The organism is Streptomyces bottropensis ATCC 25435 (assembly GCF_000383595.1).
GTDB classification, from domain to species: Bacteria; Actinomycetota; Actinomycetes; order Streptomycetales; family Streptomycetaceae; genus Streptomyces; species Streptomyces bottropensis.
The window spans coordinates 1,681,829-1,703,361 of sequence record NZ_KB911581.1; the positions used below are offsets into that span (position 1 = coordinate 1,681,829).

Here is a 21,533-nt window from a genome sequence, read left to right on the forward strand (position 1 = left end):
CGTCTTCGCTACCTTCACCGCCCCCTCCTTCGGCCCCGTGCACAACCGCCCCGGCGGCGGCCGGTGCCGCTGCGGCCGACTCCACCCCGACGACGACCCCGCACTCGGCACACCCCTGGACCCCGACCGCTACGACTACCGCGCCGCAGTCCTCTGGAACGCCCACGCTGGCGCGCTCTGGGCCCGCTTCACCACCTACCTGCGCCAGCAACTCGCCGCCCGTGCGGGCCTCACCCGCTCGGAGCTCCGCGACAGCCTCAAGGTCTCGTACGCCAAGGTCGCCGAGTACCAGCAACGCGGTGCCGTCCACTTCCATGCCGTCATCCGCCTCGACGGCCCCGACGGCGCTGAAGACACCCCACCGCCCTGGGCGACGACCGAACTCCTCACCGACACAATCCGCACGTCGGCGCGCCTCGCCGAAGCCCCCGGCCCTGTCCTCGACGCACGCCCCTACACCTTCCGCTTCGGCAAACAGCTCGACGTCCGCCCCATCCACTCGGCCGACTTCGCGGGCACCTCGGAACTCTCCAGCCGCGCCGTCGCCTCGTACATCGCGAAGTACGCCACCAAGGGCGCCGAGACGGCCGGCACCCTCGACCGCCCCATTCGCAACCCGATCACCGACCTGATCGGATCCGGCGTCACCGACCACGCCCGACAGCTGATCCTCACCTGCTGGCACCTCGGAGCCCGCCCCGAACTCGAAGCCCTCCGCCTGCGCAAGTGGGCCCACATGCTCGGCTTCCGCGGCCACTTCTCCACCAAGTCCCGCGCCTACTCCGTCACCCTCGGCGCCCTCCGCCAGGAACGCGCCGACCACAACGAAGCCCTCACCCGCGCCCGCGCCGCCGAAGCAGGTCACCCCCTGCCCGACCCGGACACCGTGCTCGTCCTCTCCCACTGGCGCTTTGCGGGCACTGGTCTGACCGCTGCTGAGACCTGGTTCGCCACCTCGCGGCGACCCGCTATCCCCGACACCGACACGGAAGGAGACTCGGCGTGGATCGCCGACGAGACGAACTGATGACTGTCCCGCAGGTCCTCACCGAGCTGGGTGGAATCTCCCGCCGCACCTTCTACCGCTGGCGTGAGCTGGGACAGGCTCCGGAAGCGATCAAGCTCCCGAATGGTGAACTCCGCTTCTGGCGCAGTGACTTCACTGCATGGCTTCACGGACTCGGGGAGGCGGCGTGAAGTCGCATGACGTGAAGGTGTGGAGCATCCGTAAGCGGCCGTACAAGACGCCGTCCTACGACGTGCGTTGGAAGGTCGGGGACGTCCCACCGTTCTCCGAGACCTTTCGGACCAAGGCGCTCGCTGACAACTTCCGCGCGAAGCTGCTTCGGGCTGCGCAAAAGGGCGAGGCATTCGACACGGAAACCGGGCTGCCGGACTCCATGGCACCGGTCAAAGAGTCTCTCTCCTGGTACGACTTCGCGCGGGCGTACGTCGCCATGAAGTGGCCGCATGCTGCCCCGAACTCGCGTGACAGCCTGAACGAGACGATGACACTCGTCACGACTCAGCTCCTGGGCGACCGGCCCGGTCGTCCGGCAGACGAGGTGTTGCGGCGTGCCCTGCGCGGCTGGGCCTTCGTCGTCCAGGCCCCGGACGAGGAAGCGCCGCCGGTGGACATCGCCAATGCCCTCCGCTGGGTCGCCAAAGCCTCGCTGTCGCTGGCGACGCTCAAGAATGCGGCAGATATCCGCAGCGTTCTCGACTCGCTCAAGCTCACGTTGTCCGGGGCCCCGGCTGCCGCTGAGACGGTGCGGCGCAAGCGGGCCGTCCTGTTCAACGCCCTGGCCTATGCGGTCGAGCTGGGGGAGCTCCCGGAGAACCCGGTCACGCTCGTGAAGTGGAAGCTGCCGAAGGTGGCCAAGGAAGTGGACCGCCGAGTCGTGGTGAACCCGCGGCAGGCTGTTGAACTCCTTGGCGCTGTCTCGTACGTCGGTGGCTACCGTCGGGCTCGTGGGCGCCGCCTGGTCGCGCTGTTCGCCTGCATGTACTTCGGTGGGCTTCGGCCGGCGGAAGCGGTGGCGCTGCGTCGTCCGGACTGCACGCTGCCGGACACCGGTTGGGGCTCGTTGATCCTGGAGAAGAGCCGTCCCACTGTCGGCAAGCGTTGGACCGGAACGGGGGAGGTGCACGACAACCGCGGGCTCAAGAACCGGCCCGCGAACGAGACCCGCATCGTTCCGATTCCGCCCCGCCTAGTCCGCATCCTGCTCGCGCACATCGAGGAGTTCGGTACGGCCAAGGACGGGCGGCTGTTCGCCAATGAGCGCGGGGGAGTGGTCGCCTCCACCACGTACTGGCGTGTCTGGGACGAGGCGCGGCACCTGGCGCTCACTCCGGAACAGGCGGCGTCGCCGCTGGCTGCGCGACCGTACGACCTACGGCACGCCGCGCTCTCCTCGTGGCTCAACGCAGGGGTGGACCCGACCGAGGTGGCGGAGCGGGCGGGCAACAGCGTGGAGGTGCTGCTGAGCCGGTATGCGAAGTGTCTTGATGGCCGTCAAGACATCGCCAACAGTCGGATCGCCGAACTCCTCGGTGAGGACGGCGACCAGGAGCACGACCAGAAAGACGGCCGACCGGACGAGACCTGATTCGACATACCTGCACACAGCGCAGTGGCCCTCGGACTTCAGTCCGGGGGCCACGATATGCAGCCGCTCCGAGTGGCGCACCGCTACGGTACGCGAACCCAGCCGATATGGCGCAATACGGGCAATATGCGAGTCACCGCATAGAAGGCCGCGTGTGTCCCCTCCTCACAGTCCGGCTCGAACAAGGCGCAAAGCTCACCCTTGCCCGGCCGGTCGCGAGTGATGACTTCTCCCTTGGGCCCGATGTCGGTGATGCCGAGTCGGCACGCCGCTTGGATGAATTTGGCATCGCACACAGCGTCGAGGGCGTCGAGCGTGGGCTGTTGCTGATGGAGGGGCCAGCCATCGGGTTGGAAGGTGATAGTCCGAGCAGTCATCCAAGTGTGGTAAGCGTCGCAGTAGTAGACGCCCGCGCGGCGTCGCTCGTAGAACTTGGCCATCTCTCGGGGCATCTCGGGAAGCTGCTCGGACATGATCGTGCGGATGTCGCGCTCTCCGACCTCCCAAGTGATGTCCCGAACAGTGATGCTGGGGCGCCCCTTGACAGTCAGTAGCCAGTCACCAGCGATGCCCTGAGAACGTTCCTTCGTGAAGGTCAGCCCAGTAACGGTGAACGGTTCCTCGGGAGGCGTGAGAGCTATGCCCACGCCGATCTCAATCTCAGACAATGGAGCTGACCTTTCCCCGCGGGTGCGGTGACTCCGGTGCGTCGGACTGCAACGAAAAGAGCAGGGGGTGTGGCGCCGGGCATGATCCAGCCCCCGTTGGTGCATCAGCGGATTGTCGTGACATTCCGATGTAATGCGACTATAGGGCTCCAATCCTCCTCTGCAACATGGGAGTTGAGAGAGCGATGTACTCCTGCTGCAAATCTTGGAGCCTGTCAGCGTGGTGGCCGCACACCAGTGCTGTGCGCAGTTGATGACATTCGCTAGATCAAGGCCTGGTGTCGCAGCACCTTGCGAAGCCACGGTGCAGTGAGGCTGCCCCCTGGATGTCCGTCCGCATGCGGACGAGGACCTGTTCCCAACGATGTGAGCGTCGCACCGCGCCGGTGTTCCCCCGGAGCTGGCGGAAGTCGCCTCCGCCTCCAGAGCTCACGAGTGCCGCACCTTGGGGAGGAGGGTGACCGAGAGGGCAGCCGGCCGGCCGAGACCTGATCCGACACACCCACGCACGGCACAAGGGCCCCCGGACTCCAGTCCAGGGGCCTCGTCGTTTCCCGGGCCCCACCTGCGGATTCGTGCCCTGCAGCCAGTCCACACATAGTCCACAGCACCCGACATACGGCCGCTCCGAGCGGCATACGGCTGCACATACGCGAAGACCCCGTTCTCAGCTAAAGCGCTGATGGCGGGGTCTTTGGGCACCTCATGCAAGGTGCCCCCGGCAGGATTCGAACCTGCGCACACGGCTCCGGAGGCCGTTGCTCTATCCCCTGAGCTACGGGGGCGTGTCGGGCGCCTTGTGGGGCGGCGACGGGTAGAACCCTACCAGCTCTCCGAGGGAGATCATGAACGGTTTTTGGTGGGTGGAGGGTGGGGTTGAGCTGGGGGAGACCGCCCGCAGGGGGTGGAAGTGGGGAAAACCCGGACGCGGCGGTGGGGGCGGACCTACTCTCGAGTTGTGCCAGGCGCGTCCGGCCGGGTGCTTGTTGTAGACGACAACAAGGTCATCCGGCAGCTGATCAGGGTCAATCTCGAGCTGGAGGGCTTCGAGGTGGTGACCGCGGCCGATGGTGCCGAGTGCCTGGACGTCGTTCACCAGGTGCGGCCCGACCTCATCACCCTCGACGTGGCCATGCCCCGTCTCGACGGCCTCCGTACCGCCGCCCGGCTGCGCAGCGACCCCCGGACGCGGCGCCTTCCGCTCGCCATCGTCAGTGCCTGCTCGCAGTACGAGGTCGAGGCCGGCCTCGACGTCGGCGTCGACGCGTTCCTTGCCAAGCCCTTCGAGCCGGCCGAACTCGTCGCCCTCGTACGGCGGTTGGTGGAGAGTGGGGCCTCCGGCGACGGTGAGGCCGAGCCGGCTTACGGGGTCGGTGGCGATGGTCCCGCCCCAGTCGGTGGCACCGAGCACGCGCACGCCGAGCACACCGAGTGCGCGGAGCGGGCCGGTCGCACCGGCAGCTGAACTCCGTGAGCATGGGAGTTTTCCGGACTGCTGGACTGCTGGACGGCGGGTTGCGGGGGCTCGGAACCTCCGGGAGCCGTAGACACCTCGAAACGCCGGCCCTGCCCGTCAGCCCATGACGCGCTGCCCCGCCGCCGTCCCCTCGTAGACGCCTCAGCCGCAGGCGCCCCACCCAACCCTGTCCACATCCCGGACCTCAGGCCAAACCGGCTCGCATACCCACCCCCCTCCTCCCATACCCTTGTCCCGTGACCCCCGTCGAGCTCTCCCGTACCGTGCTGCGCGCGGTGCGTCGTGCTGTGGACGAAGGGGAGCTGAGTGTCGCCGTGCCCGCACATGCCGTCGTGACTCCCCCCGGGCCCGGGGGGAGCGGGGACTACGCGACGAACATCGCGTTGCAGCTGGCCAGGCCCGCCGGGCGACCGCCGTTGCGGGTCGCCGAGATACTGCGGCCCCACCTCAGCGAGACCGCGGGCGTCGCCGCCGTCGAGATCACCGGCCCCGGGTTCCTCAACTTCCACCTCGAACGGGTTGCCGTCACCACCCTGGTACGCCGGATCCGAGGGACGGCGTGCAGCGTTCAGGGAGCCGGGGGAACCCAGGGCGGCGAGGGCTCCGATCCCCTCCCGTACGGCCACAGCGACGACCTCGCCGGGCAGGTCGTCCGGCTGCGGATCCCGTACGACATCCGTGCGGAGGTCATCGCCGACGCGCTCGTGCGGATCGTCGCCAGCCAGGGCGGTCGCGTCGAGGTCGACCACATCCGGTCCCAGGCCGTCGCCGACGAGGGCAAGTTCGACGGTCCCGAGAGCCCCGACGATCCCCTGAGCCCCGACGGCCCCGACGGCCCCGACGGCCCCGCGAACGCCGGTGACCCAGACCTCGCGCACGAACCCTCCGCCCCCGATCGCCCCGGCGGGACCATCACCCCCAGCCCCAGCCTCACCCCCGCCCTCAGCCCTACCCCCATCAACCTCCGCCCCGTCCCCGCCCCCGAGGACCCCACCCCCCTCGGCCCCGACGCCCTCCGCTGGGCCCTCCTGCATCCGGCCGCCCACGACCGCCCCCGGATCACCGCCGACCTCCTCGTGCAGCGGGCCGCGAACCCCCTCTTCCGGGTCCGTTACGCCCACGCCCGAGCCCGCGCGCTCACCCGCAACGCCGCGGCCCTCGGCTTCACCGCCACCCCTGGGCCCCTGCACGCCCCCTGCGCCCCGGGCGACCTCCATACCTCCTCCATCAACACCGAGCGCACCGTCGACCCCACCAACCCCACCGGCCTCACCGACTCCTCCGCCACCCCCGACACGGCCACCCCCCTCGTCACCGCCCTCACCACCTACCCCTCCGCCCTCACCCGAGCCGCCACGCTCCGCGCTCCCGATCGACTCGCCCGGCACCTGGTCGTCCTCGCCGACGCCCTGCTCGCCTTTCAGCACACGGTGCTGCCGCGCGGCGACGAGAAACCCTCGGCCGCCCACCGGGCCCGGCTGGCGCTTGCCGAAGCCGCCGGGACGGTGCTGGCCGGCGGCCTGTCCCTGCTCGGCATCGACGCACCCGAATATCTCTGAGCGAGCCCGCGAAGCCCCAAGCCACCGAGCCGACAGCCGAGAGCCGAGAGCAGACAGCCGAGAGCAGACAGCCGAACGGCGAATTCCCACCGCCGAAAGCCCACCGCCGAAAGCCCACCGCCGAAAGCCCACCGCCCCCAGCGGAAGCCCGAGCCGAAGCCCAGGCCCAGCCCGAAGCCCAGGCCCAGCCAAGGCCACGCCCCGGTCGTCGGCCCTCCGCGCCGCAGCCCAGAGTTCACAGAAAGCCGTACAGACATGAGCCGTTCCGCACACCCCGCCGGTCCCCGTCACGCCGACGTGCTTCCCGAGGGGCACTACTCCGCCCCGCCCGCCGACCTGAACACGCTGGACCCGAAGGTGTGGGCGCAGACCGTCACCCGCGCGGACGACGGGGTCGTCAGCGTCGGTGGGATCGATGTGAAGGCGCTCGCGGAGGAGTTCGGTACGCCGGCGTACTTCGTCGACGAGGCCGACTTCCGGGCGCGGGCGCGCGCCTGGCGCACGGCGTTCGGGCAGGACGCCGACGTGTTCTACGCGGGGAAGGCCTTCCTCTCCCGGGCCGTCGTGCGCTGGCTGCACGAGGAGGGGCTCAACCTCGACGTCTGCTCCGGCGGCGAGCTGGCGACCGCCCTCTCCGCCGGGATGCCCGCCGACCGCATCGCCTTCCACGGCAACAACAAGTCCACCGACGAGATCCACCGGGCCATCGAGGCCGGCGTCGGCCGTATCGTGCTCGACTCCTTCCAGGAGATCGTGCGGGTCGCCCACATCGCGCAGTCGCTCGGCCGGCGCCAGCGGGTGCAGATCCGGGTCACCGTCGGCGTCGAGGCCCACACGCACGAGTTCATCGCCACCGCTCACGAGGACCAGAAGTTCGGGATCCCGCTCGCCGGCGGACAGGCCGCGGAGGCCGTGCGGCGGGCGCTCAAGCTGGACGGGCTCGAACTCATCGGGATCCACTCGCACATCGGGTCGCAGATCTTCGACACATCCGGTTTCGAGGTCGCCGCCCACCGTGTCGTCGGTCTGCTCAGGGACATCCGTGACGAGCACGGCGTCGAGCTGCCCGAGATCGACCTCGGCGGCGGCCTCGGCATCGCCTACACCAGCGCCGACGACCCCCGCGAGCCCCACGAGACCGCCAAGGCACTCACCGAGATCGTCAACCGTGAGTGCGACGCCGCGAAGCTCCGCACGCCCCGGATCTCCGTCGAGCCGGGCCGCGCGATCGTCGGGCCCACCGCGTTCACGCTGTACGAGGTCGGCACCATCAAGCCGCTGGACGGGCTGCGAACGTACGTCTCCGTGGACGGCGGCATGTCCGACAACATCCGCACCGCGCTGTACGACGCCGAGTACAGCGTCTCGCTGGTGTCCCGGACCTCCGACGCCGAGCCGATGCTCGCGCGCGTGGTCGGCAAGCACTGCGAGAGCGGTGACATCGTGGTGCGGGACGCGTTCCTGCCGGCGGACCTGGCACCGGGTGACCTGATCGCCGTGCCGGCGACGGGCGCGTACTGCCGTTCGATGGCGAGCAATTACAACCACGTACTGCGCCCGCCGGTCGTCGCCGTCAATGATGGACAGGCCCGGGTCATCGTCCGCCGGGAGACGGAGGAGGATCTTCTCCGTCTCGACGTCGGCTGAGCGGCTCCTTCGGGCAGGAAAAGCACCGGGCGGAAAGAGTTCCGTGGGCCGAAAGATCTCCGTCTTACGGCCCGGTGAAAATGAAATAGATGTCTCACGATCCGGACGAGGGATAGAAACTCCCGTCCGGTGAGTGAGACTGGTTCCACCGTATTCGGTATGTCGGTATGTGAGGAAACGAGGTCGGATGATGCGTACGCGTCCGCTGAAGGTGGCGCTGCTGGGCTGTGGGGTAGTCGGCTCAGAGGTGGCGCGCATCATGACGACGCACGCCGACGACCTCGCCGCCCGTATCGGTGCCCCGGTCGAACTCGCGGGCGTGGCCGTCCGGCGGCCCTCGCGGGTGCGTGCGGGCATCGACCCGGCGCTCGTCACCACCGACGCGACCGCCCTGGTCAAACGGGGGGACATCGACGTCGTCGTCGAGGTCATCGGCGGTATCGAGCCCGCCCGCACCCTCATCACCACCGCGTTCGAGCACGGCGCCTCCGTCGTCTCCGCCAACAAGGCGCTCCTCGCCCAGGACGGCGCCGCGCTGCACGCCGCGGCCGGCGAGGCCGGCAAGGACCTCTATTACGAGGCCGCCGTCGCCGGCGCCATCCCGCTGATCCGTCCGCTGCGCGAGTCCCTCGCCGGCGACAAGATCAACCGGGTGATGGGCATCGTCAACGGCACCACCAATTTCATCCTCGACAAGATGGATTCCACGGGCGCCGGGTATCAGGAGGCTCTCGACGAGGCCACCGCCCTCGGATACGCGGAAGCCGACCCGACCGCCGATGTCGAGGGGTTCGACGCCGCCGCCAAGGCCGCGATCCTCGCCGGCATCGCCTTCCACTCGCGTGTGCGGCTCGACGACGTGTACCGCGAGGGCATGACCGAGGTGACGTCGGCCGACTTCGCCTCCGCCCGGAACATGGGCTGCACCATCAAGCTGCTCGCCATCTGCGAGCGGGCCGCGGACGGTGGCTCCGTCACGGCGCGCGTGCACCCCGCGATGATCCCGCTGACCCACCCCCTCGCCTCCGTGCGCGGCGCCTACAACGCCGTGTTCGTGGAGTCGGACGCCGCCGGGCAGCTGATGTTCTACGGGCCGGGCGCGGGCGGCGCCCCCACGGCCTCCGCCGTGCTCGGCGACCTCGTGGCCGTGTGCCGCAACCGGCTCGCGGGCGCCACCGGCCCCGGCGAGTCCGCGTACGCGGCCCTGCCGGTCTCGCCGATGGGTGACGTGGTCACCCGCTACCACATCAGCCTTGACGTCGCCGACAAACCGGGTGTTCTCGCCCAGGTGGCGACCGTGTTCGCGGAGCACGGCGTATCGATCGATACGGTGCGGCAGCAAGGACGGCCGGACGGCGGCGGCGAGGCCTCTCTCGTCGTCGTCACGCATCGCGCCTCCGACGCCTCCCTCAGCGGGACCGTCGAGGCACTGCGCAATCTCGACACCGTGCGGGGTGTCGCCAGCATCATGCGGGTTGAAGGAGAGTAACCAGCAATGACCCACCAATGGCGCGGAATCATCGAGGAGTACCGGGACAGGCTGCCCGTCTCCGACAGCACGCCGGTCGTGACGCTCCGCGAGGGCGGCACGCCCCTCGTGCCCGCGCAGGTGCTCTCCGAGCGCACGGGCTGCGAGGTCCACCTCAAGGTCGAGGGTGCCAACCCGACCGGGTCCTTCAAGGACCGCGGCATGACCATGGCCATCACGCGGGCGAAGGAGGAGGGCGCGAAGGCGGTCATCTGTGCCTCCACGGGCAACACCTCCGCCTCCGCGGCCGCCTACGCCGTCCGCGCGGGCATGGTCTCCGCCGTGCTCGTCCCGCGCGGGAAGATCGCGCTGGGCAAGATGGGCCAGGCCCTGGTGCACGGCGCGAAGATCCTCCAGGTCGACGGCAACTTCGACGACTGCCTCACCCTCGCGCGTGAACTGAGCGACAACTACCCGGTGGCGCTGGTCAATTCGGTGAACCCGGTGCGCATCGAGGGCCAGAAGACCGCCGCGTTCGAGATCGTGGACATGCTGGGCGACGCCCCCGACATCCACGTCCTGCCGGTGGGCAACGCGGGCAACATCACGGCGTACTGGAAGGGCTATACGGAGTACGCGGCCGACGGCATCGCGGCCAGGACCCCGCGCATGTGGGGATTCCAGGCTTCCGGTTCCGCGCCCATCGTGCGCGGCGAGATCGTCAAGGACCCGTCGACGATCGCCACCGCGATCCGCATCGGCAACCCCGCGTCCTGGAAGTACGCCCTGGCGGCGCGGGACGAGTCGGGCGGCTTCATCGACGAGGTGACGGACCGTGAGATCCTGCGCGCCTACCGCCTGTTGGCCGCTCAGGAGGGTGTCTTCGTGGAGCCCGCCTCCGCCGCCTCCGTGGCCGGTCTGCTGAAGGCCGCGGAGAACGGCAAGGTCGACCCGGGGCAGACCATCGTCTGCACGGTCACCGGCAACGGCCTCAAGGACCCCGACTGGGCCGTCGCGGGCGCCCCGCAGCCCGTTACCGTCCCGGTGGACGCGGCGACGGCGGCCGAGCGCCTCGGCCTGGCGTAACCTTCGTCCAGCCGTTCGAAAAGACCTGGGAGTCGCGCGTAGACGACGATTCCCGGGGGATAACCCTGACAGGACCCGACAGGGGGTGCACGGGGGGCTTACGACACGCATCGTGCGCCTCTTGTGCGCCCTATGTCGCCACAGAACCTTCCTTCGATAGGCTGTAGTGAACCCGCCCGCCGCATATGCCCCCCAGGGGCGCGGCGCCGCGCCGTCCTGAACGGCGGCAGGGGCCTCACGTACGCATCGAATGTCATTCGACAATCGTCAATCCCGCAGTTCAAGGAGAGTCATCGAGCGATGGCCGGTCCAGCGTTCCGCGCCGCCGCCGTACGGGTGCGCGTCCCCGCCACCAGCGCCAACCTCGGTCCGGGCTTCGACGCCCTGGGCCTGTCGCTGGGGCTCTACGACGACGTGGTCGTCCGGGTGGCCGACTCCGGCCTGCACGTCGACATCGCGGGGGAGGGCAGCGAGACCCTCCCGCGCGACGAGCGGCACCTGCTCGTCCGCTCCCTGCGCACCGCCTTCGACCTGCTGGGCGGACAGCCCCGGGGCCTCGAGATCGTCTGCGCCAACCGCATTCCGCACGGCCGCGGCCTCGGCTCCTCCTCCGCCGCCATCTGCGCCGGCATCGTCGCCGCCCGCGCCGTGACCATAGGCGGCGACAACCGGCTCGACGACGCCGCGCTGCTCGAACTGGCCACCGAGATCGAGGGGCACCCCGACAACGTGGCGGCCTGTCTCCTCGGCGGCTTCACGCTCTCCTGGATGGAGGGCGGCGCCGCGCGTGCGATCAGGATGAAGCCCGCGGATTCCATCGTTCCGGTGGTTTTCGTGCCCGGGAAACCCGTTCTGACGGAGACGGCGCGCGGACTGCTCCCACGCACCGTCCCGCACGTCGATGCAGCGGCCAACGCGGGCCGGGCGGCCCTCCTCGTGGAAGCCCTGACCAGGCGCCCCGAGCTGCTGCTGCCCGCCACCGAGGACCGGCTGCACCAGGAGTACCGGGCACCCGCGATGCCGGAGAGCGCGGCCCTGGTCGAGCGACTGCGGGCCGACGGCATTCCCGCCGTCATCTCCGGCGCCGGACCCACCGTCCTGGCCCTGGCCGACCACGCGAGCGCCGACAAGGTGGCCGATCTCGCGGGTGCGGGCTGGGCCGCGAACCGGCTGGACCTCGACGCCCGAGGGGCGTGCGTCCTGCCGCTCACCACCACCGTCACCGGACCCGGCGCCGACGGCGCCGAGGAATAGCGGAGTCCGGTTGCGGGATTTCGAGAGGGGGAATGTTTGTTGGATCCGGTAGTGTTAACCTCAAGTCTGCACCTGCCCCAGCCATGGCGAGGTGCTTATCGTCCCCGTCAGGGACAACCTTTCTTCCGGGAGTCTCCCAAGCCGCACTGTGCTTCGTACGTCAAGCTGTACGCCGTACGCAGGCACTGAGCGGTCTGCCGAGCAGGCCCCGGAACCGGCGCGTTGCCGAGCCGCGTGACACAGACACTCAGTGCCACGGCCCGGAAAGCGCCGAATCATCAGAAATTTCCTCCGCCGCCTTTGGCGGACCACCGCCCCGGCACGGTCCACCCGAACAGGGCCGAAGCCGGACAGCACAAACGGTCGCCGAGCCAGAAGGCCGACGTCCGCTCCAGGGAAGGACCCTTCGTGAGCGACACCACCGATCTGATGGGCGCACGTGTCGAGGACACCGCTGCCGCGCCCGCCACGGACGCCGCGCCTGCCAGCGGTGCCGGCTCCCGGCGGCGCCGCGGCACCGGCCTAGAGGGCATGGTGCTGGCCGAGCTGCAGCAGGTCGCATCCGGCCTCGGCATCAGGGGCACCGCGCGTATGCGCAAGAGCCAGCTGATCGAGGTCATCAAGGACGCGCAGGCGGGAGGGGGCGCCCCGGCCAAGGCCGAGGCGGCCACCGAGACCAAGCCGAAGCGCCGCGCCACCTCCAAGGCGCGCACGGGCGACGACGCCGCGCCGGCCGAGAAGGCCGCCGCCAAGAAGGCCGAGGCGCCCGCCGAGAAGGCCGAGAAGGCCGTGGCCCAGCAGCAGATCGAGATCCCCGGCCAGCCGGCCGGCGGTGACGAGGCGCCCACCGAGCGCCGTCGGCGCCGTGCCACCGCCGACGCGGGCAGCCCGGAGACGGTCACCGCCGAGGCGAAGGCCGAGCCCAAGGCCGAGACGCCGGCCCAGGCCGAGGTCAAGACCGACGCCGGTGACCAGGGCGAGGGCCGTCAGGGCCGCCGCGAGCGCGGCCGTGACCGCGGCGAGCGCACCGACCGTACGGACCGCACCGACCGTACGGACCGCACCGACCGCACCGAGCGCGGCCGTCGGGGCAAGGGCGACGAGCAGCAGGGCGGCGGCGGTCAGCCGCAGCGTGACCGCGGCCAGCAGCAGGGCCAGCAGCAGGGCGGCGGCCGCCAGGACCGTGACCGTCAGCGTGACAACGGCCCGCAGGACGACGACGACTTCGACGGCGGACGCCGTGGGCGTCGCGGCCGTTACCGGGACCGTCGTGGCCGTCGCGGCCGTGACGAGATCGGCACCCCCGAGCCGCAGCTCGCCGACGACGACGTCCTGATCCCCGTCGCGGGCATCCTGGACATCCTCGACAACTACGCGTTCATCCGGACCTCCGGCTATCTGCCGGGCCCGAACGACGTGTACGTGTCGCTCGCCCAGGTCCGCAAGAACGGCCTGCGCAAGGGTGACCACGTCACCGGTGCGGTCCGGCAGCCCAAGGACGGCGAGCGCCGCGAGAAGTTCAACGCGCTGGTCCGGCTGGACTCCACCAACGGCATGGCGCCCGAACACGGCCGTGGCCGCCCGGAGTTCAACAAGCTGACGCCGCTCTACCCGCAGGACCGGCTCCGTCTGGAGACCGACCCGGGCGTGCTCACCACCCGCATCATCGACCTCGTCGCGCCGATCGGTAAGGGCCAGCGCGGTCTGATCGTGGCCCCGCCGAAGACCGGCAAGACCATGATCATGCAGGCGATCGCCAACGCGATCACGCACAACAACCCCGAGTGCCACCTGATGGTCGTCCTCGTCGACGAGCGTCCGGAAGAGGTCACCGACATGCAGCGGTCGGTGAAGGGCGAGGTCATCTCCTCGACCTTCGACCGCCCGGCCGAGGACCACACGACGGTCGCCGAGCTGGCCATCGAGCGGGCCAAGCGGCTCGTCGAGCTGGGCCACGACGTGGTCGTGCTGCTCGACTCGATCACGCGTCTGGGCCGTGCGTACAACCTGGCGGCGCCGGCCTCCGGCCGCATCCTGTCCGGTGGTGTCGACTCGACCGCCCTGTACCCGCCGAAGCGCTTCTTCGGTGCGGCCCGCAACATCGAGGACGGCGGTTCGCTGACCATCCTCGCCACCGCGCTGGTGGACACCGGGTCCCGCATGGACGAGGTCATCTTCGAGGAGTTCAAGGGCACGGGCAACGCCGAGCTGAAGCTCGACCGGAAGCTCGCCGACAAGCGCATCTTCCCGGCGGTGGACGTGGACGCGTCCGGTACCCGTAAGGAAGAGATCCTGCTCGGCAGCGACGAGCTCGCCGTCACCTGGAAGCTGCGCCGTGTGCTGCACGCGCTCGACTCCCAGCAGGCGATCGAGCTGCTCCTCGACAAGATGAAGCAGACGAAGTCGAACGGCGAGTTCCTGTTGCAGATCCAGAAGACGACGCCGATGCCCGGTAACGGCGACTAGTCGACCCGTCGCCGGACGAAGCGCTGGGGCCACCCTCCATGTGAGGGTGGCCCCAGTTTTCCGTAGAGGACACGTGTACGATCACGGTCTTCATGCTCTGAACAAACGTTGCACTCCCAGGGGGGAATCGAGTGGCTAGACCCTTGTCCGGAGCCCTTGCCGCCGCGATAGCGGGGGCGTTGCTGCTGACGTCGGCGAGCGGGGTCTCCGCCGACACCGGCACGACGCCCGACGCGCTGGACGTGCGGATCGCCAAGGCCATGGCCGCGGACGACACCGCGAACGCGAACCTGCCGGAGCGGCAGCCGTCGTCGAGCACGAGCTCCGACAGTGGCCTGCAGCAGTCCGCCCAGATCATCGGCGGCTCGACGACCACGATCGGCTCGGCGCCGTGGATGGCGCAGCTCTGGTACTACGACCCGACCCAGGACCTCGGCTTCTTCTGCGGCGGCTCGGTCGTCTCGCCGACGAAGATCCTCACCGCCGCGCACTGCGTCGACAAGGACTACTACAACTGGGTCGAGTACGGCGAGATCATCACCGGCACCGACCAGCTGCCCACAGCCGTCTACAACGACGACGGCACCCTCGACCACGTCGACTACCACGGCGGCACCCGCAGCACGCTGTCGCGCCAGTGGAACCACTCCTCGTGGGACGAGATCGCGATCGACAACGACGTCGCGGTCCTGACGCTCTCTGCGCCGGTCAAGGCCACGCCGATCAAGATGACGTCGTCGGACGACACCGCCTCGTACAAGGCCGGCACCTCGGCCAAGGCCTACGGCTGGGGCCGCACCAGCTCCAAGACCGACGACATCTCGCAGACGCTGAAGACGGCCACGCTGCCGATCGTCAGCGACACGACCTGCGGGAACACGTGGGGCGACTACTTCATCAAGGGGCACATGGTCTGCGCGGGCAAGCCCGCCGGCGGCACCGACGCCACGACCACGGCCACCTGCAACGGTGACTCCGGCGGCCCGCTCGTCGTCAACAACAAGGTGGTCGGCGTCGTCTCCTGGGGCGTCACGGACTGCGTCTACAAGGGCGCCTACCCGGTCTTCGCCAAGGTCAGCAAGTACACCGGCGCGGCCTACCCGCGCGTCGACGACGCCGCCATCACCCGCGACGGCAAGGCCGACGTCTTCCTGCGCAACAAGGAGACCGGCACGGGCTACGTCCGCGCCTCCACGGGCTCCAAGCTCGGCGACCGCCAGTCGCTGAGCTCCAACGGCAGCTGGACCGGCTACAACCTCGTCCAGCAGACCGACCTGAACCGGGACGGCTACCAGGACTTCGTGCTGCGCCGCTCCTCCGACGGTGACGTCTTCTGGCGGCGGTACGTGCCCTCGTCCAAGACCTGGACGACGACGCAGATCTTCGACGACTGGAAGACCCGCACCCGGATCGTCACCCCCGGTGACGTCACCGGTGACGCCCTGCCCGACCTGCTCTCGGTCGACTCGGCGGGCGCCCTGTGGATCTACCCGGGCAAGGGCACCGGTTCCTTCGGTACCCGCGTCAAGGTCGGCACCGGCTGGAGCCAGTACAACGCGGTCGTCGGTCACGGCGACTTCAACGGCGACGGCAAGGCCGACCTGATCGCGCGCACCAAGACCGGCTCGAACGTCTACCTCTACAAGGGCACCGGCAAGTCCGGTACGGGCGCCTTCGCCACCCGGATCAAGGTCCGCTCGGACTGGAGCGCCTACAACACGCTCCTCACCCCCGGTGACGTGAGCGGCGACGGCAGGGCGGATCTCCTGGCCCGTACGCCGGCCGGCACGCTGTACCTCTACAAGGGCACCGGCAAGGCAACGAGCGAGATCTTCGGCACACGGGGCTCGGTCGGAACCAGCTACGCCCAGTACGACCTGCTCGGCTGAAACACCAGGTGAGCCCGGCTCCTCGGGCGCACCGGCCACCCACGGTGCCCATCGCGTTCCACGCGGTGGGCACCGTTCGTCGTGCAACCCTTTCCCGGATTACTCCGTCTGACCGAACGGAGTGACCATGGAGCGGTATGGCCACATCCGTCCCGGCAGGCCTGGGCCTGAGCGCAGGGGGTAACCGACCGGAAAGAGAACCGAGGAGCAGATGTCCGCCGAGAACACGCCGGCAACCGGCAACCCGGGCAGTCCCGGCACCAGCGGCCCGCGCCATCGCGCGAACAGGCGCCGCCGTCGCACGACACGCGGCGGGCACAGCAGGGCGGCGGTCGCCGTCGTCTGGGCCGCGGCGGGCGTGCTCGTGCTGGGCGGCACGGGCATCGGCTACCTGTACTTCAAGCTCAACGGCAACATCAAGAACGTCGACATCAATCAGGCCCTCGGTACCGACCGGCCCCTCGACGTCGACAACGGTTCGCAGGACATCCTCGTCCTCGGCTCCGACACCCGCTCGGGCAGCAACAAGAAGCTCGGCGGCGGTGTCGACGACGGCAGTGCCCGCTCCGACACGGCGATGGTCGTGCACGTCTACGAGGGCCACAAACGAGCCACCGTGGTCTCCATACCCCGGGACACCCTCGTCGAGCGGCCGGAGTGCACCGACGCGGACGGCAGGACGCACCCGGCCGCCTCGTACGCGATGTTCAACTCCGCGTACTCCACGGGGGGCGCCGCCTGTGCGGTGAAGACCGTCGAGTCCATGACCGGTATCCGCATGGACCACTACGTCGAGGTCGACTTCGCGGGCTTCGAGAAGCTGATCAACGTCCTCGACGGGGTCGACATCACGACGACCAAGGACATCAAGGACCCGGACAGCCATCTGAACCTGAAGGCGGGGGAGCACACGCTCACCGGCAAGCAGGCGCTGGGCCTCGTCCGCACCCGGCACGGGGTCGGCGACGGGTCCGACCTCGGGCGCATCCAGCTCCAGCAGGCGTTCATCAAGGCCCTCATCGAACAGGTCAAGGACGTCGGCATCCTCAGCGACCCGAAGAAGGCCTACGACCTCGCGGTCTCCGCGACCGACGCCATCACCACGGACTCCGACCTGGACACGGTCAAGGACCTCGCGTCCTTCGCGAGCGGCCTCAAGGGCATCGGATCCAAGAACATGACCATGGTCACGATGCCGGTCCAGTACGACCCCGCCGACCCCAACCGCGTCCTGCTGGACGAGCCGAAGTCGAAGCAGGTCTGGGCGGCCCTGAAAGCCGACAGGACCGTCCCGAAGTCGGCCGTCAAGGGCACGGCGACAGGCACCGCCGAGGGCGTCGTGACCGCCGGCCGAGGCTAGTCAGGGGCCCGCGCAACCGCGCGACCGGCCACGACGGCCCCGCAGCCGCCATGACGGGCGTCGGCGCACCCCGTGGCGCGTGCCGGGGACGACGGTGCGAGAAACCCGGTGGGAATACCTGAGCCCACCCCCTGGTTTGGGTAGATGGCACCAGTGCTGGCAGACTGGTACGTCGGCTCCGGTTCACGCCCCCGCATCCCGCGACGGCGACCCGGCGCCCTCCCGAACCTAGGAGACACCTTGAAGCGCGACATCCACCCCGAGTACGTCGAGACGCAGGTCAGCTGCACCTGTGGCGCGTCGTTCACCACCCGTAGCACGATCGAGAGCGGCAGCATCCGCGCCGAGGTCTGCTCCGAGTGCCACCCGTTCTACACGGGCAAGCAGAAGATCCTCGACACCGGTGGCCGCGTGGCCCGCTTCGAGGCCCGCTTCGGCAAGGCCGCCGCTGCCCAGAAGTAGCGAGCCCCCAGCGCCGGTCCGCGGTGCCCCTCACGGGGGCATCGGGACCGGCGCTTTGCGGTGCAGCGCACAGGCACGGCCCAGGGGCGACGCCCACGGGAGAGGCCCACTCACAACGTTCGTACAGGGAGCCGGAGAGATGTTCGAGGCGGTCGAGGAACTGGTCGGGGAACACGCCGATCTGGAGAAGAAGCTCGCCGACCCGTCGGTCCACGCCGACCAGGCCAACGCGCGCAAGCTGAACAAGCGCTACGCGGAGCTGACCCCGATCGTCGGCACGTACCGCACCTGGAAGCAGACCGGCGAGGACATCGACACGGCCCGCGAATTCGCCGCGGACGACCCGGACTTCGCCGCCGAGGTCAAGGAGCTGGAGAAGCAGCGCGAGGAACTGACGGAGAAGCTGCGGCTGCTCCTCGTCCCCCGCGACCCCAGCGACGACAAGGACGTCATCCTGGAGATCAAGGCCGGCGCGGGCGGCGACGAGTCCGCCCTCTTCGCCGGTGACCTCCTGCGCATGTACCTCCGGTACGCCGAGCGCGTCGGCTGGAAGACCGAGATCATCGACGCCACCGAGTCCGAACTGGGCGGCTACAAGGACGTCCAGGTCGCCGTGAAGACCAAGGGCGGCCAGGGCGCCACCGAGCCCGGCCAGGGCGTCTGGGCCCGGCTGAAGTACGAGGGCGGGGTGCACCGCGTGCAGCGCGTGCCGTCGACCGAGTCCCAGGGCCGTATCCACACCTCCGCGGCCGGCGTCCTCGTCACCCCCGAGGCCGAGGAGGTCGACGTCGAGATCCACGCGAACGACCTGCGGATCGACGTCTACCGCTCCTCCGGGCCCGGCGGTCAGTCCGTCAACACCACCGACTCCGCCGTGCGCATCACGCATCTTCCCACCGGAGTCGTCGCCTCCTGCCAGAACGAGAAGAGCCAGCTGCAGAACAAGGAGCAGGCGATGCGTATCCTGCGCTCCAGGCTGCTCGCCGCGGCTCAGGAGGAAGCGGAGAAGAACGCCGCCGACGCCCGCCGCAGCCAGGTCCGCACCGTCGACCGCTCCGAGAAGATCCGCACGTACAACTTCCCGGAGAACCGCATCTCGGACCACCGCGTCGGATTCAAGTCGTACAACCTGGACCAGGTCCTGGACGGCGAACTCGACGCGGTGATCCAGGCCTGCGTCGACGCGGACTCGGCCGCGAAGCTGGCAGCGGCGTAAGGCACGTACGAGCACGAAGAAGTACGACGGAGGACTTGCGTGAACCTGCTGCTCGCGGAAGTGGCCCAGGCCACCCAGCGCCTGGCCGACGCCGGCGTGCCCTCGCCGCGCAACGACGCGGAGGAACTCGCCGCGTACGTGCACGGCGTCAAGCGGGGCGAGCTGCACACCGTCAAGAACTCCGACTTCGACGCCCGCTACTGGGAGGTCATCGCCCGGCGCGAGCAGCGTGAGCCGCTCCAGCACATCACCGGACGCGCGTACTTCCGCTACCTCGAACTTCAGGTCGGGCCAGGGGTGTTCGTGCCCCGGCCGGAGACCGAGTCGGTGGTCGGCTGGGCCATAGACGCCGTGCGCGCGATGGACGTCGTCGAGCCGCTCATCGTCGATCTGTGCACCGGGTCCGGCGCCATCGCGCTCGCCCTCGCCCAGGAGGTGCCGCGCTCGCGGGTGCACGCCGTGGAGCTGTCCGAGGACGCGCTGACGTGGACCCGCAAGAACATGGCGGGCTCCCGCGTCGACCTGCGCCAGGGCAACGCCCTGGACGCCTTCCGCGACCTCGACGGCCAGGTCGACCTGGTCGTCTCCAACCCGCCGTACATCCCGCTCACGGAGTGGGAGTACGTGGCGCCCGAGGCCCGCGACTACGATCCCGAACTCGCCCTGTTCTCGGGGGAGGACGGCCTGGACCTCATCCGGGGCATCGAGCGCACCGCACACCGGCTCCTGCGGCCCGGAGGTGTCGTCGTCATCGAGCACGCCGACACCCAGGGCGGCCAGGTGCCCTGGATCTTCACCGAGGAGCGGGGCTGGGCCGACGCGGCCGACCACCCGGACCTCAACAACCGGCCGCGGTTCGCGACCGCCCGCAAGGCGCTGCCCTGATGAGCACGAGCACGAGCATGGGCACGCGCCCCACGACAACCCCCCAGCAGCAGTACGTGTACGAGGAGGCCCGCTAGATGGCACGGCGATACGACACCAACGACGCGACCGACCGCGCCACCGGTCTGCGCGAGGCCGCGTCCGCCATCCGCCGGGGCGAGCTCGTCGTGCTGCCGACGGACACCGTGTACGGCATCGGTGCGGACGCCTTCACCTCCGAGGCCGTCGCCGACCTCCTGGAGGCCAAGGGCCGGGGTCGTAGCATGCCCACGCCCGTGCTCATCGGCTCCCCGAACACGCTGCACGGCCTCGTCACGGACTTCTCCGAGATGGCCTGGGAACTGGTCGACGCCTTCTGGCCCGGCGCGCTGACCCTCGTCGCCAAGCACCAGCCGTCGCTGCAGTGGGACCTCGGCGACACCCGCGGCACCGTCGCCGTGCGCATGCCGCTGCACCCGGTCGCCATCGAACTGCTGACCGACGTCGGCCCGATGGCGGTCTCCTCGGCCAACCTGACCGGGCACCCGGCGCCGGAGAACTGCGACGCCGCCGAGGCGATGCTGGGCGACTCCGTCTCCGTCTACCTCGACGGCGGCCCGACCCCCGGCAACGAGCCGTCCTCCATCGTCGACGTCACGGGCAAGGTGCCGGTCCTGCTGCGTGCGGGCGCCCTGTCGGCGGAGGAGCTGCGCAAGGTCGTACCCGACCTCGAGGTGGCGAATTGACGGCCCCTGACGCGGGGCGTGGCATATGGGACGGGGAAGAGACGCGGACCTTCACGGGGCTGCCGCGGGACACCTTCCGCATCCTCCACGTCAGCACAGGCAACGTGTGCCGCTCGCCGATCACCGAGCGGCTGACCCGGCACGCCCTGGCCGACCGGCTCGGGGACCCGCTGTGGGGCGGTCTCGTCGTCGAGAGCGCCGGGACCTGGGGGCACGAGGGGGCGCCCATGGAGGCGAACGCGGAGGCGGTCCTCGCGGACTTCGGCGCGGACGCCTCCGGCTTCACGGGGCGTGAGCTGCTCGACGAGCACGTCATCCGCGCCGACCTCGTGCTGACGGCCACCCGGGACCACCGGGCCCAGGTCATCTCCATGGGGCACTCGGCCGGGCTGCGCACCTTCACCCTGAAGGAGTTCACCCGGCTGGTCCGCGCCATCGACCCCACCACCCTGCCCTCCCTGGAGGAGGGCATGGTCGTCCGCGCACGCGCCCTGGTCCGCGCCGCCGCCGCTCTACGCGGGTGGCTCCTCGCCCCCACCGCCGAGGCCGACGAGGTCTACGACCCGTACGGGGCGCCCCTGCCGTTCTTCCGCTCGGTGGGCGACGAGATACACCAGGCGATCGATCCGGTGGTCACCGCTCTCACGGGGGTGCCCGCCCGGGCTTGATCCCGGCCGCGGGGTGGGCCGGCGCAGCGTCTCGAAGCCGGGAGGCCCGCCAGGGCCGAGCGTCGCGAGAGACGCGTAGGGGAGCCGGGTC

The 21,533-nt window shown here is 69.9% G+C and carries 17 protein-coding genes, 1 tRNA gene and 1 pseudogene; 17 read left to right on the forward strand and 2 right to left on the reverse strand.

Annotation, left to right across the window (positions count from 1 at the left end; genetic code table 11):
- Window position 1: 1 nt before the first annotated feature.
- The 3 genes and pseudogenes from STRBO_RS0107570 to STRBO_RS0107580 all read left to right on the forward strand — a co-directional run.
- A pseudogene (locus tag STRBO_RS0107570) lies at window positions 2–1,027 on the forward strand (replication initiator); the annotation flags it as partial.
- Entirely contained in the window at window positions 1,027–1,197 is a 171-nt protein-coding gene (locus STRBO_RS0107575) for a helix-turn-helix transcriptional regulator (RefSeq protein ID WP_005480293.1), read from the forward strand. The pseudogene STRBO_RS0107570 and the gene STRBO_RS0107575, both read left to right, overlap by 1 nt.
- The gene (locus STRBO_RS0107580) at window positions 1,194–2,612 is read left to right on the forward strand and encodes a tyrosine-type recombinase/integrase (protein WP_005480292.1); all 1,419 of its coding nucleotides are present in this window, start codon (window positions 1,194–1,196) and stop codon (window positions 2,610–2,612) included. Before STRBO_RS0107575 ends, STRBO_RS0107580 begins: the two co-directional genes overlap by 4 nt.
- Window positions 2,613–2,695: 83 nt before the next feature.
- On the opposite strand, the gene STRBO_RS0107585 is transcribed toward STRBO_RS0107580, so the two are convergent.
- Both STRBO_RS0107585 and STRBO_RS0107590 read right to left on the reverse strand, forming a co-directional pair.
- Window positions 2,696–3,280, reverse strand: coding sequence for a hypothetical protein (locus STRBO_RS0107585; RefSeq protein ID WP_020114019.1), 585 nt, complete (start codon window positions 3,278–3,280; stop codon window positions 2,696–2,698).
- A 713-nt stretch (window positions 3,281–3,993) separates the two neighbouring features.
- Window positions 3,994–4,065: transfer RNA gene (locus tag STRBO_RS0107590), tRNA-Arg, on the reverse strand.
- A gap of 194 nt (window positions 4,066–4,259) precedes the next feature.
- Between STRBO_RS0107590 and STRBO_RS0107595 the strand changes: the two genes are divergently transcribed.
- The 14 genes from STRBO_RS0107595 to STRBO_RS0107660 all read left to right on the forward strand — a co-directional run bounded on the left by STRBO_RS0107595 (window position 4,260) and on the right by STRBO_RS0107660 (window position 21,442).
- Window positions 4,260–4,745, forward strand: a complete 486-nt coding sequence (locus STRBO_RS0107595) for a response regulator (protein ID WP_020114020.1) — start codon at window positions 4,260–4,262, stop codon at window positions 4,743–4,745.
- Between the two features lie 248 nt (window positions 4,746–4,993).
- Window positions 4,994–6,316, forward strand: coding sequence for an ArgS-related anticodon-binding protein NrtL (nrtL, locus tag STRBO_RS0107600; protein WP_028796529.1), 1,323 nt, complete (start codon window positions 4,994–4,996; stop codon window positions 6,314–6,316).
- Window positions 6,317–6,571: 255 nt separating this feature from the next.
- Window positions 6,572–7,963: a diaminopimelate decarboxylase gene (lysA, locus tag STRBO_RS0107605; RefSeq protein ID WP_005480288.1), complete on the forward strand. Its 1,392-nt coding sequence runs from the start codon at window positions 6,572–6,574 to the stop codon at window positions 7,961–7,963.
- 190 nt (window positions 7,964–8,153) lie between these two features.
- The gene (locus STRBO_RS0107610) at window positions 8,154–9,452 is read left to right on the forward strand and encodes a homoserine dehydrogenase (protein ID WP_028796530.1); all 1,299 of its coding nucleotides are present in this window, start codon (window positions 8,154–8,156) and stop codon (window positions 9,450–9,452) included.
- Between the two features lie 6 nt (window positions 9,453–9,458).
- Entirely contained in the window at window positions 9,459–10,517 is a 1,059-nt protein-coding gene (thrC, locus tag STRBO_RS0107615) for a threonine synthase (RefSeq protein ID WP_005480286.1), read from the forward strand.
- Between the two features lie 300 nt (window positions 10,518–10,817).
- Window positions 10,818–11,771, forward strand: coding sequence for a homoserine kinase (thrB, locus tag STRBO_RS0107620; protein WP_005480285.1), 954 nt, complete (start codon window positions 10,818–10,820; stop codon window positions 11,769–11,771).
- 408 nt (window positions 11,772–12,179) lie between these two features.
- The gene (rho, locus tag STRBO_RS0107625) at window positions 12,180–14,237 is read left to right on the forward strand and encodes a transcription termination factor Rho (RefSeq protein WP_028796531.1); all 2,058 of its coding nucleotides are present in this window, start codon (window positions 12,180–12,182) and stop codon (window positions 14,235–14,237) included.
- Window positions 14,238–14,416: 179 nt separating this feature from the next.
- On the forward strand, window positions 14,417–16,126 hold the full coding sequence (locus tag STRBO_RS0107630; protein WP_005480276.1) for a trypsin-like serine protease: 1,710 nt from the start codon (window positions 14,417–14,419) through the stop codon (window positions 16,124–16,126).
- A 211-nt stretch (window positions 16,127–16,337) separates the two neighbouring features.
- Window positions 16,338–17,486, forward strand: a complete 1,149-nt coding sequence (locus STRBO_RS0107635; RefSeq protein ID WP_005480274.1) for an LCP family protein — start codon at window positions 16,338–16,340, stop codon at window positions 17,484–17,486.
- 240 nt (window positions 17,487–17,726) lie between these two features.
- Window positions 17,727–17,948, forward strand: a complete 222-nt coding sequence (gene rpmE, locus STRBO_RS0107640; RefSeq protein ID WP_005480273.1) for a 50S ribosomal protein L31 — start codon at window positions 17,727–17,729, stop codon at window positions 17,946–17,948.
- Window positions 17,949–18,087: 139 nt separating this feature from the next.
- Window positions 18,088–19,164, forward strand: a complete 1,077-nt coding sequence (prfA, locus tag STRBO_RS0107645; protein ID WP_005480271.1) for a peptide chain release factor 1 — start codon at window positions 18,088–18,090, stop codon at window positions 19,162–19,164.
- Window positions 19,165–19,203: 39 nt separating this feature from the next.
- On the forward strand, window positions 19,204–20,049 hold the full coding sequence (prmC, locus tag STRBO_RS0107650; protein ID WP_005480269.1) for a peptide chain release factor N(5)-glutamine methyltransferase: 846 nt from the start codon (window positions 19,204–19,206) through the stop codon (window positions 20,047–20,049).
- A 77-nt stretch (window positions 20,050–20,126) separates the two neighbouring features.
- On the forward strand, window positions 20,127–20,774 hold the full coding sequence (locus STRBO_RS0107655; RefSeq protein ID WP_005480267.1) for an L-threonylcarbamoyladenylate synthase: 648 nt from the start codon (window positions 20,127–20,129) through the stop codon (window positions 20,772–20,774).
- Entirely contained in the window at window positions 20,771–21,442 is a 672-nt protein-coding gene (locus STRBO_RS0107660) for an arsenate reductase/protein-tyrosine-phosphatase family protein (protein WP_005480266.1), read from the forward strand. Before STRBO_RS0107655 ends, STRBO_RS0107660 begins: the two co-directional genes overlap by 4 nt.
- Window positions 21,443–21,533: the final 91 nt, after the last annotated feature.

Excerpts from the sequence above, each read along its gene's own strand:
- STRBO_RS0107635 (WP_005480274.1), top strand. The coding sequence starts at position 16,338 with ATGTCCGCCGAGAACACGCCGGCAACCGGCAACCCGGGCAGTCCCGGC.
- STRBO_RS0107610 (WP_028796530.1), top strand. The coding sequence starts at position 8,154 with ATGCGTACGCGTCCGCTGAAGGTGGCGCTGCTGGGCTGTGGGGTAGTC.
- lysA (WP_005480288.1), top strand. The coding sequence starts at position 6,572 with ATGAGCCGTTCCGCACACCCCGCCGGTCCCCGTCACGCCGACGTGCTT.
- prfA (WP_005480271.1), top strand. The coding sequence starts at position 18,088 with ATGTTCGAGGCGGTCGAGGAACTGGTCGGGGAACACGCCGATCTGGAG.
- thrB (WP_005480285.1), top strand. The coding sequence starts at position 10,818 with ATGGCCGGTCCAGCGTTCCGCGCCGCCGCCGTACGGGTGCGCGTCCCC.
- thrC (WP_005480286.1), top strand. The coding sequence starts at position 9,459 with ATGACCCACCAATGGCGCGGAATCATCGAGGAGTACCGGGACAGGCTG.
- STRBO_RS0107655 (WP_005480267.1), top strand. The coding sequence starts at position 20,127 with ATGGCACGGCGATACGACACCAACGACGCGACCGACCGCGCCACCGGT.
- STRBO_RS0107575 (WP_005480293.1), top strand. The coding sequence starts at position 1,027 with ATGACTGTCCCGCAGGTCCTCACCGAGCTGGGTGGAATCTCCCGCCGC.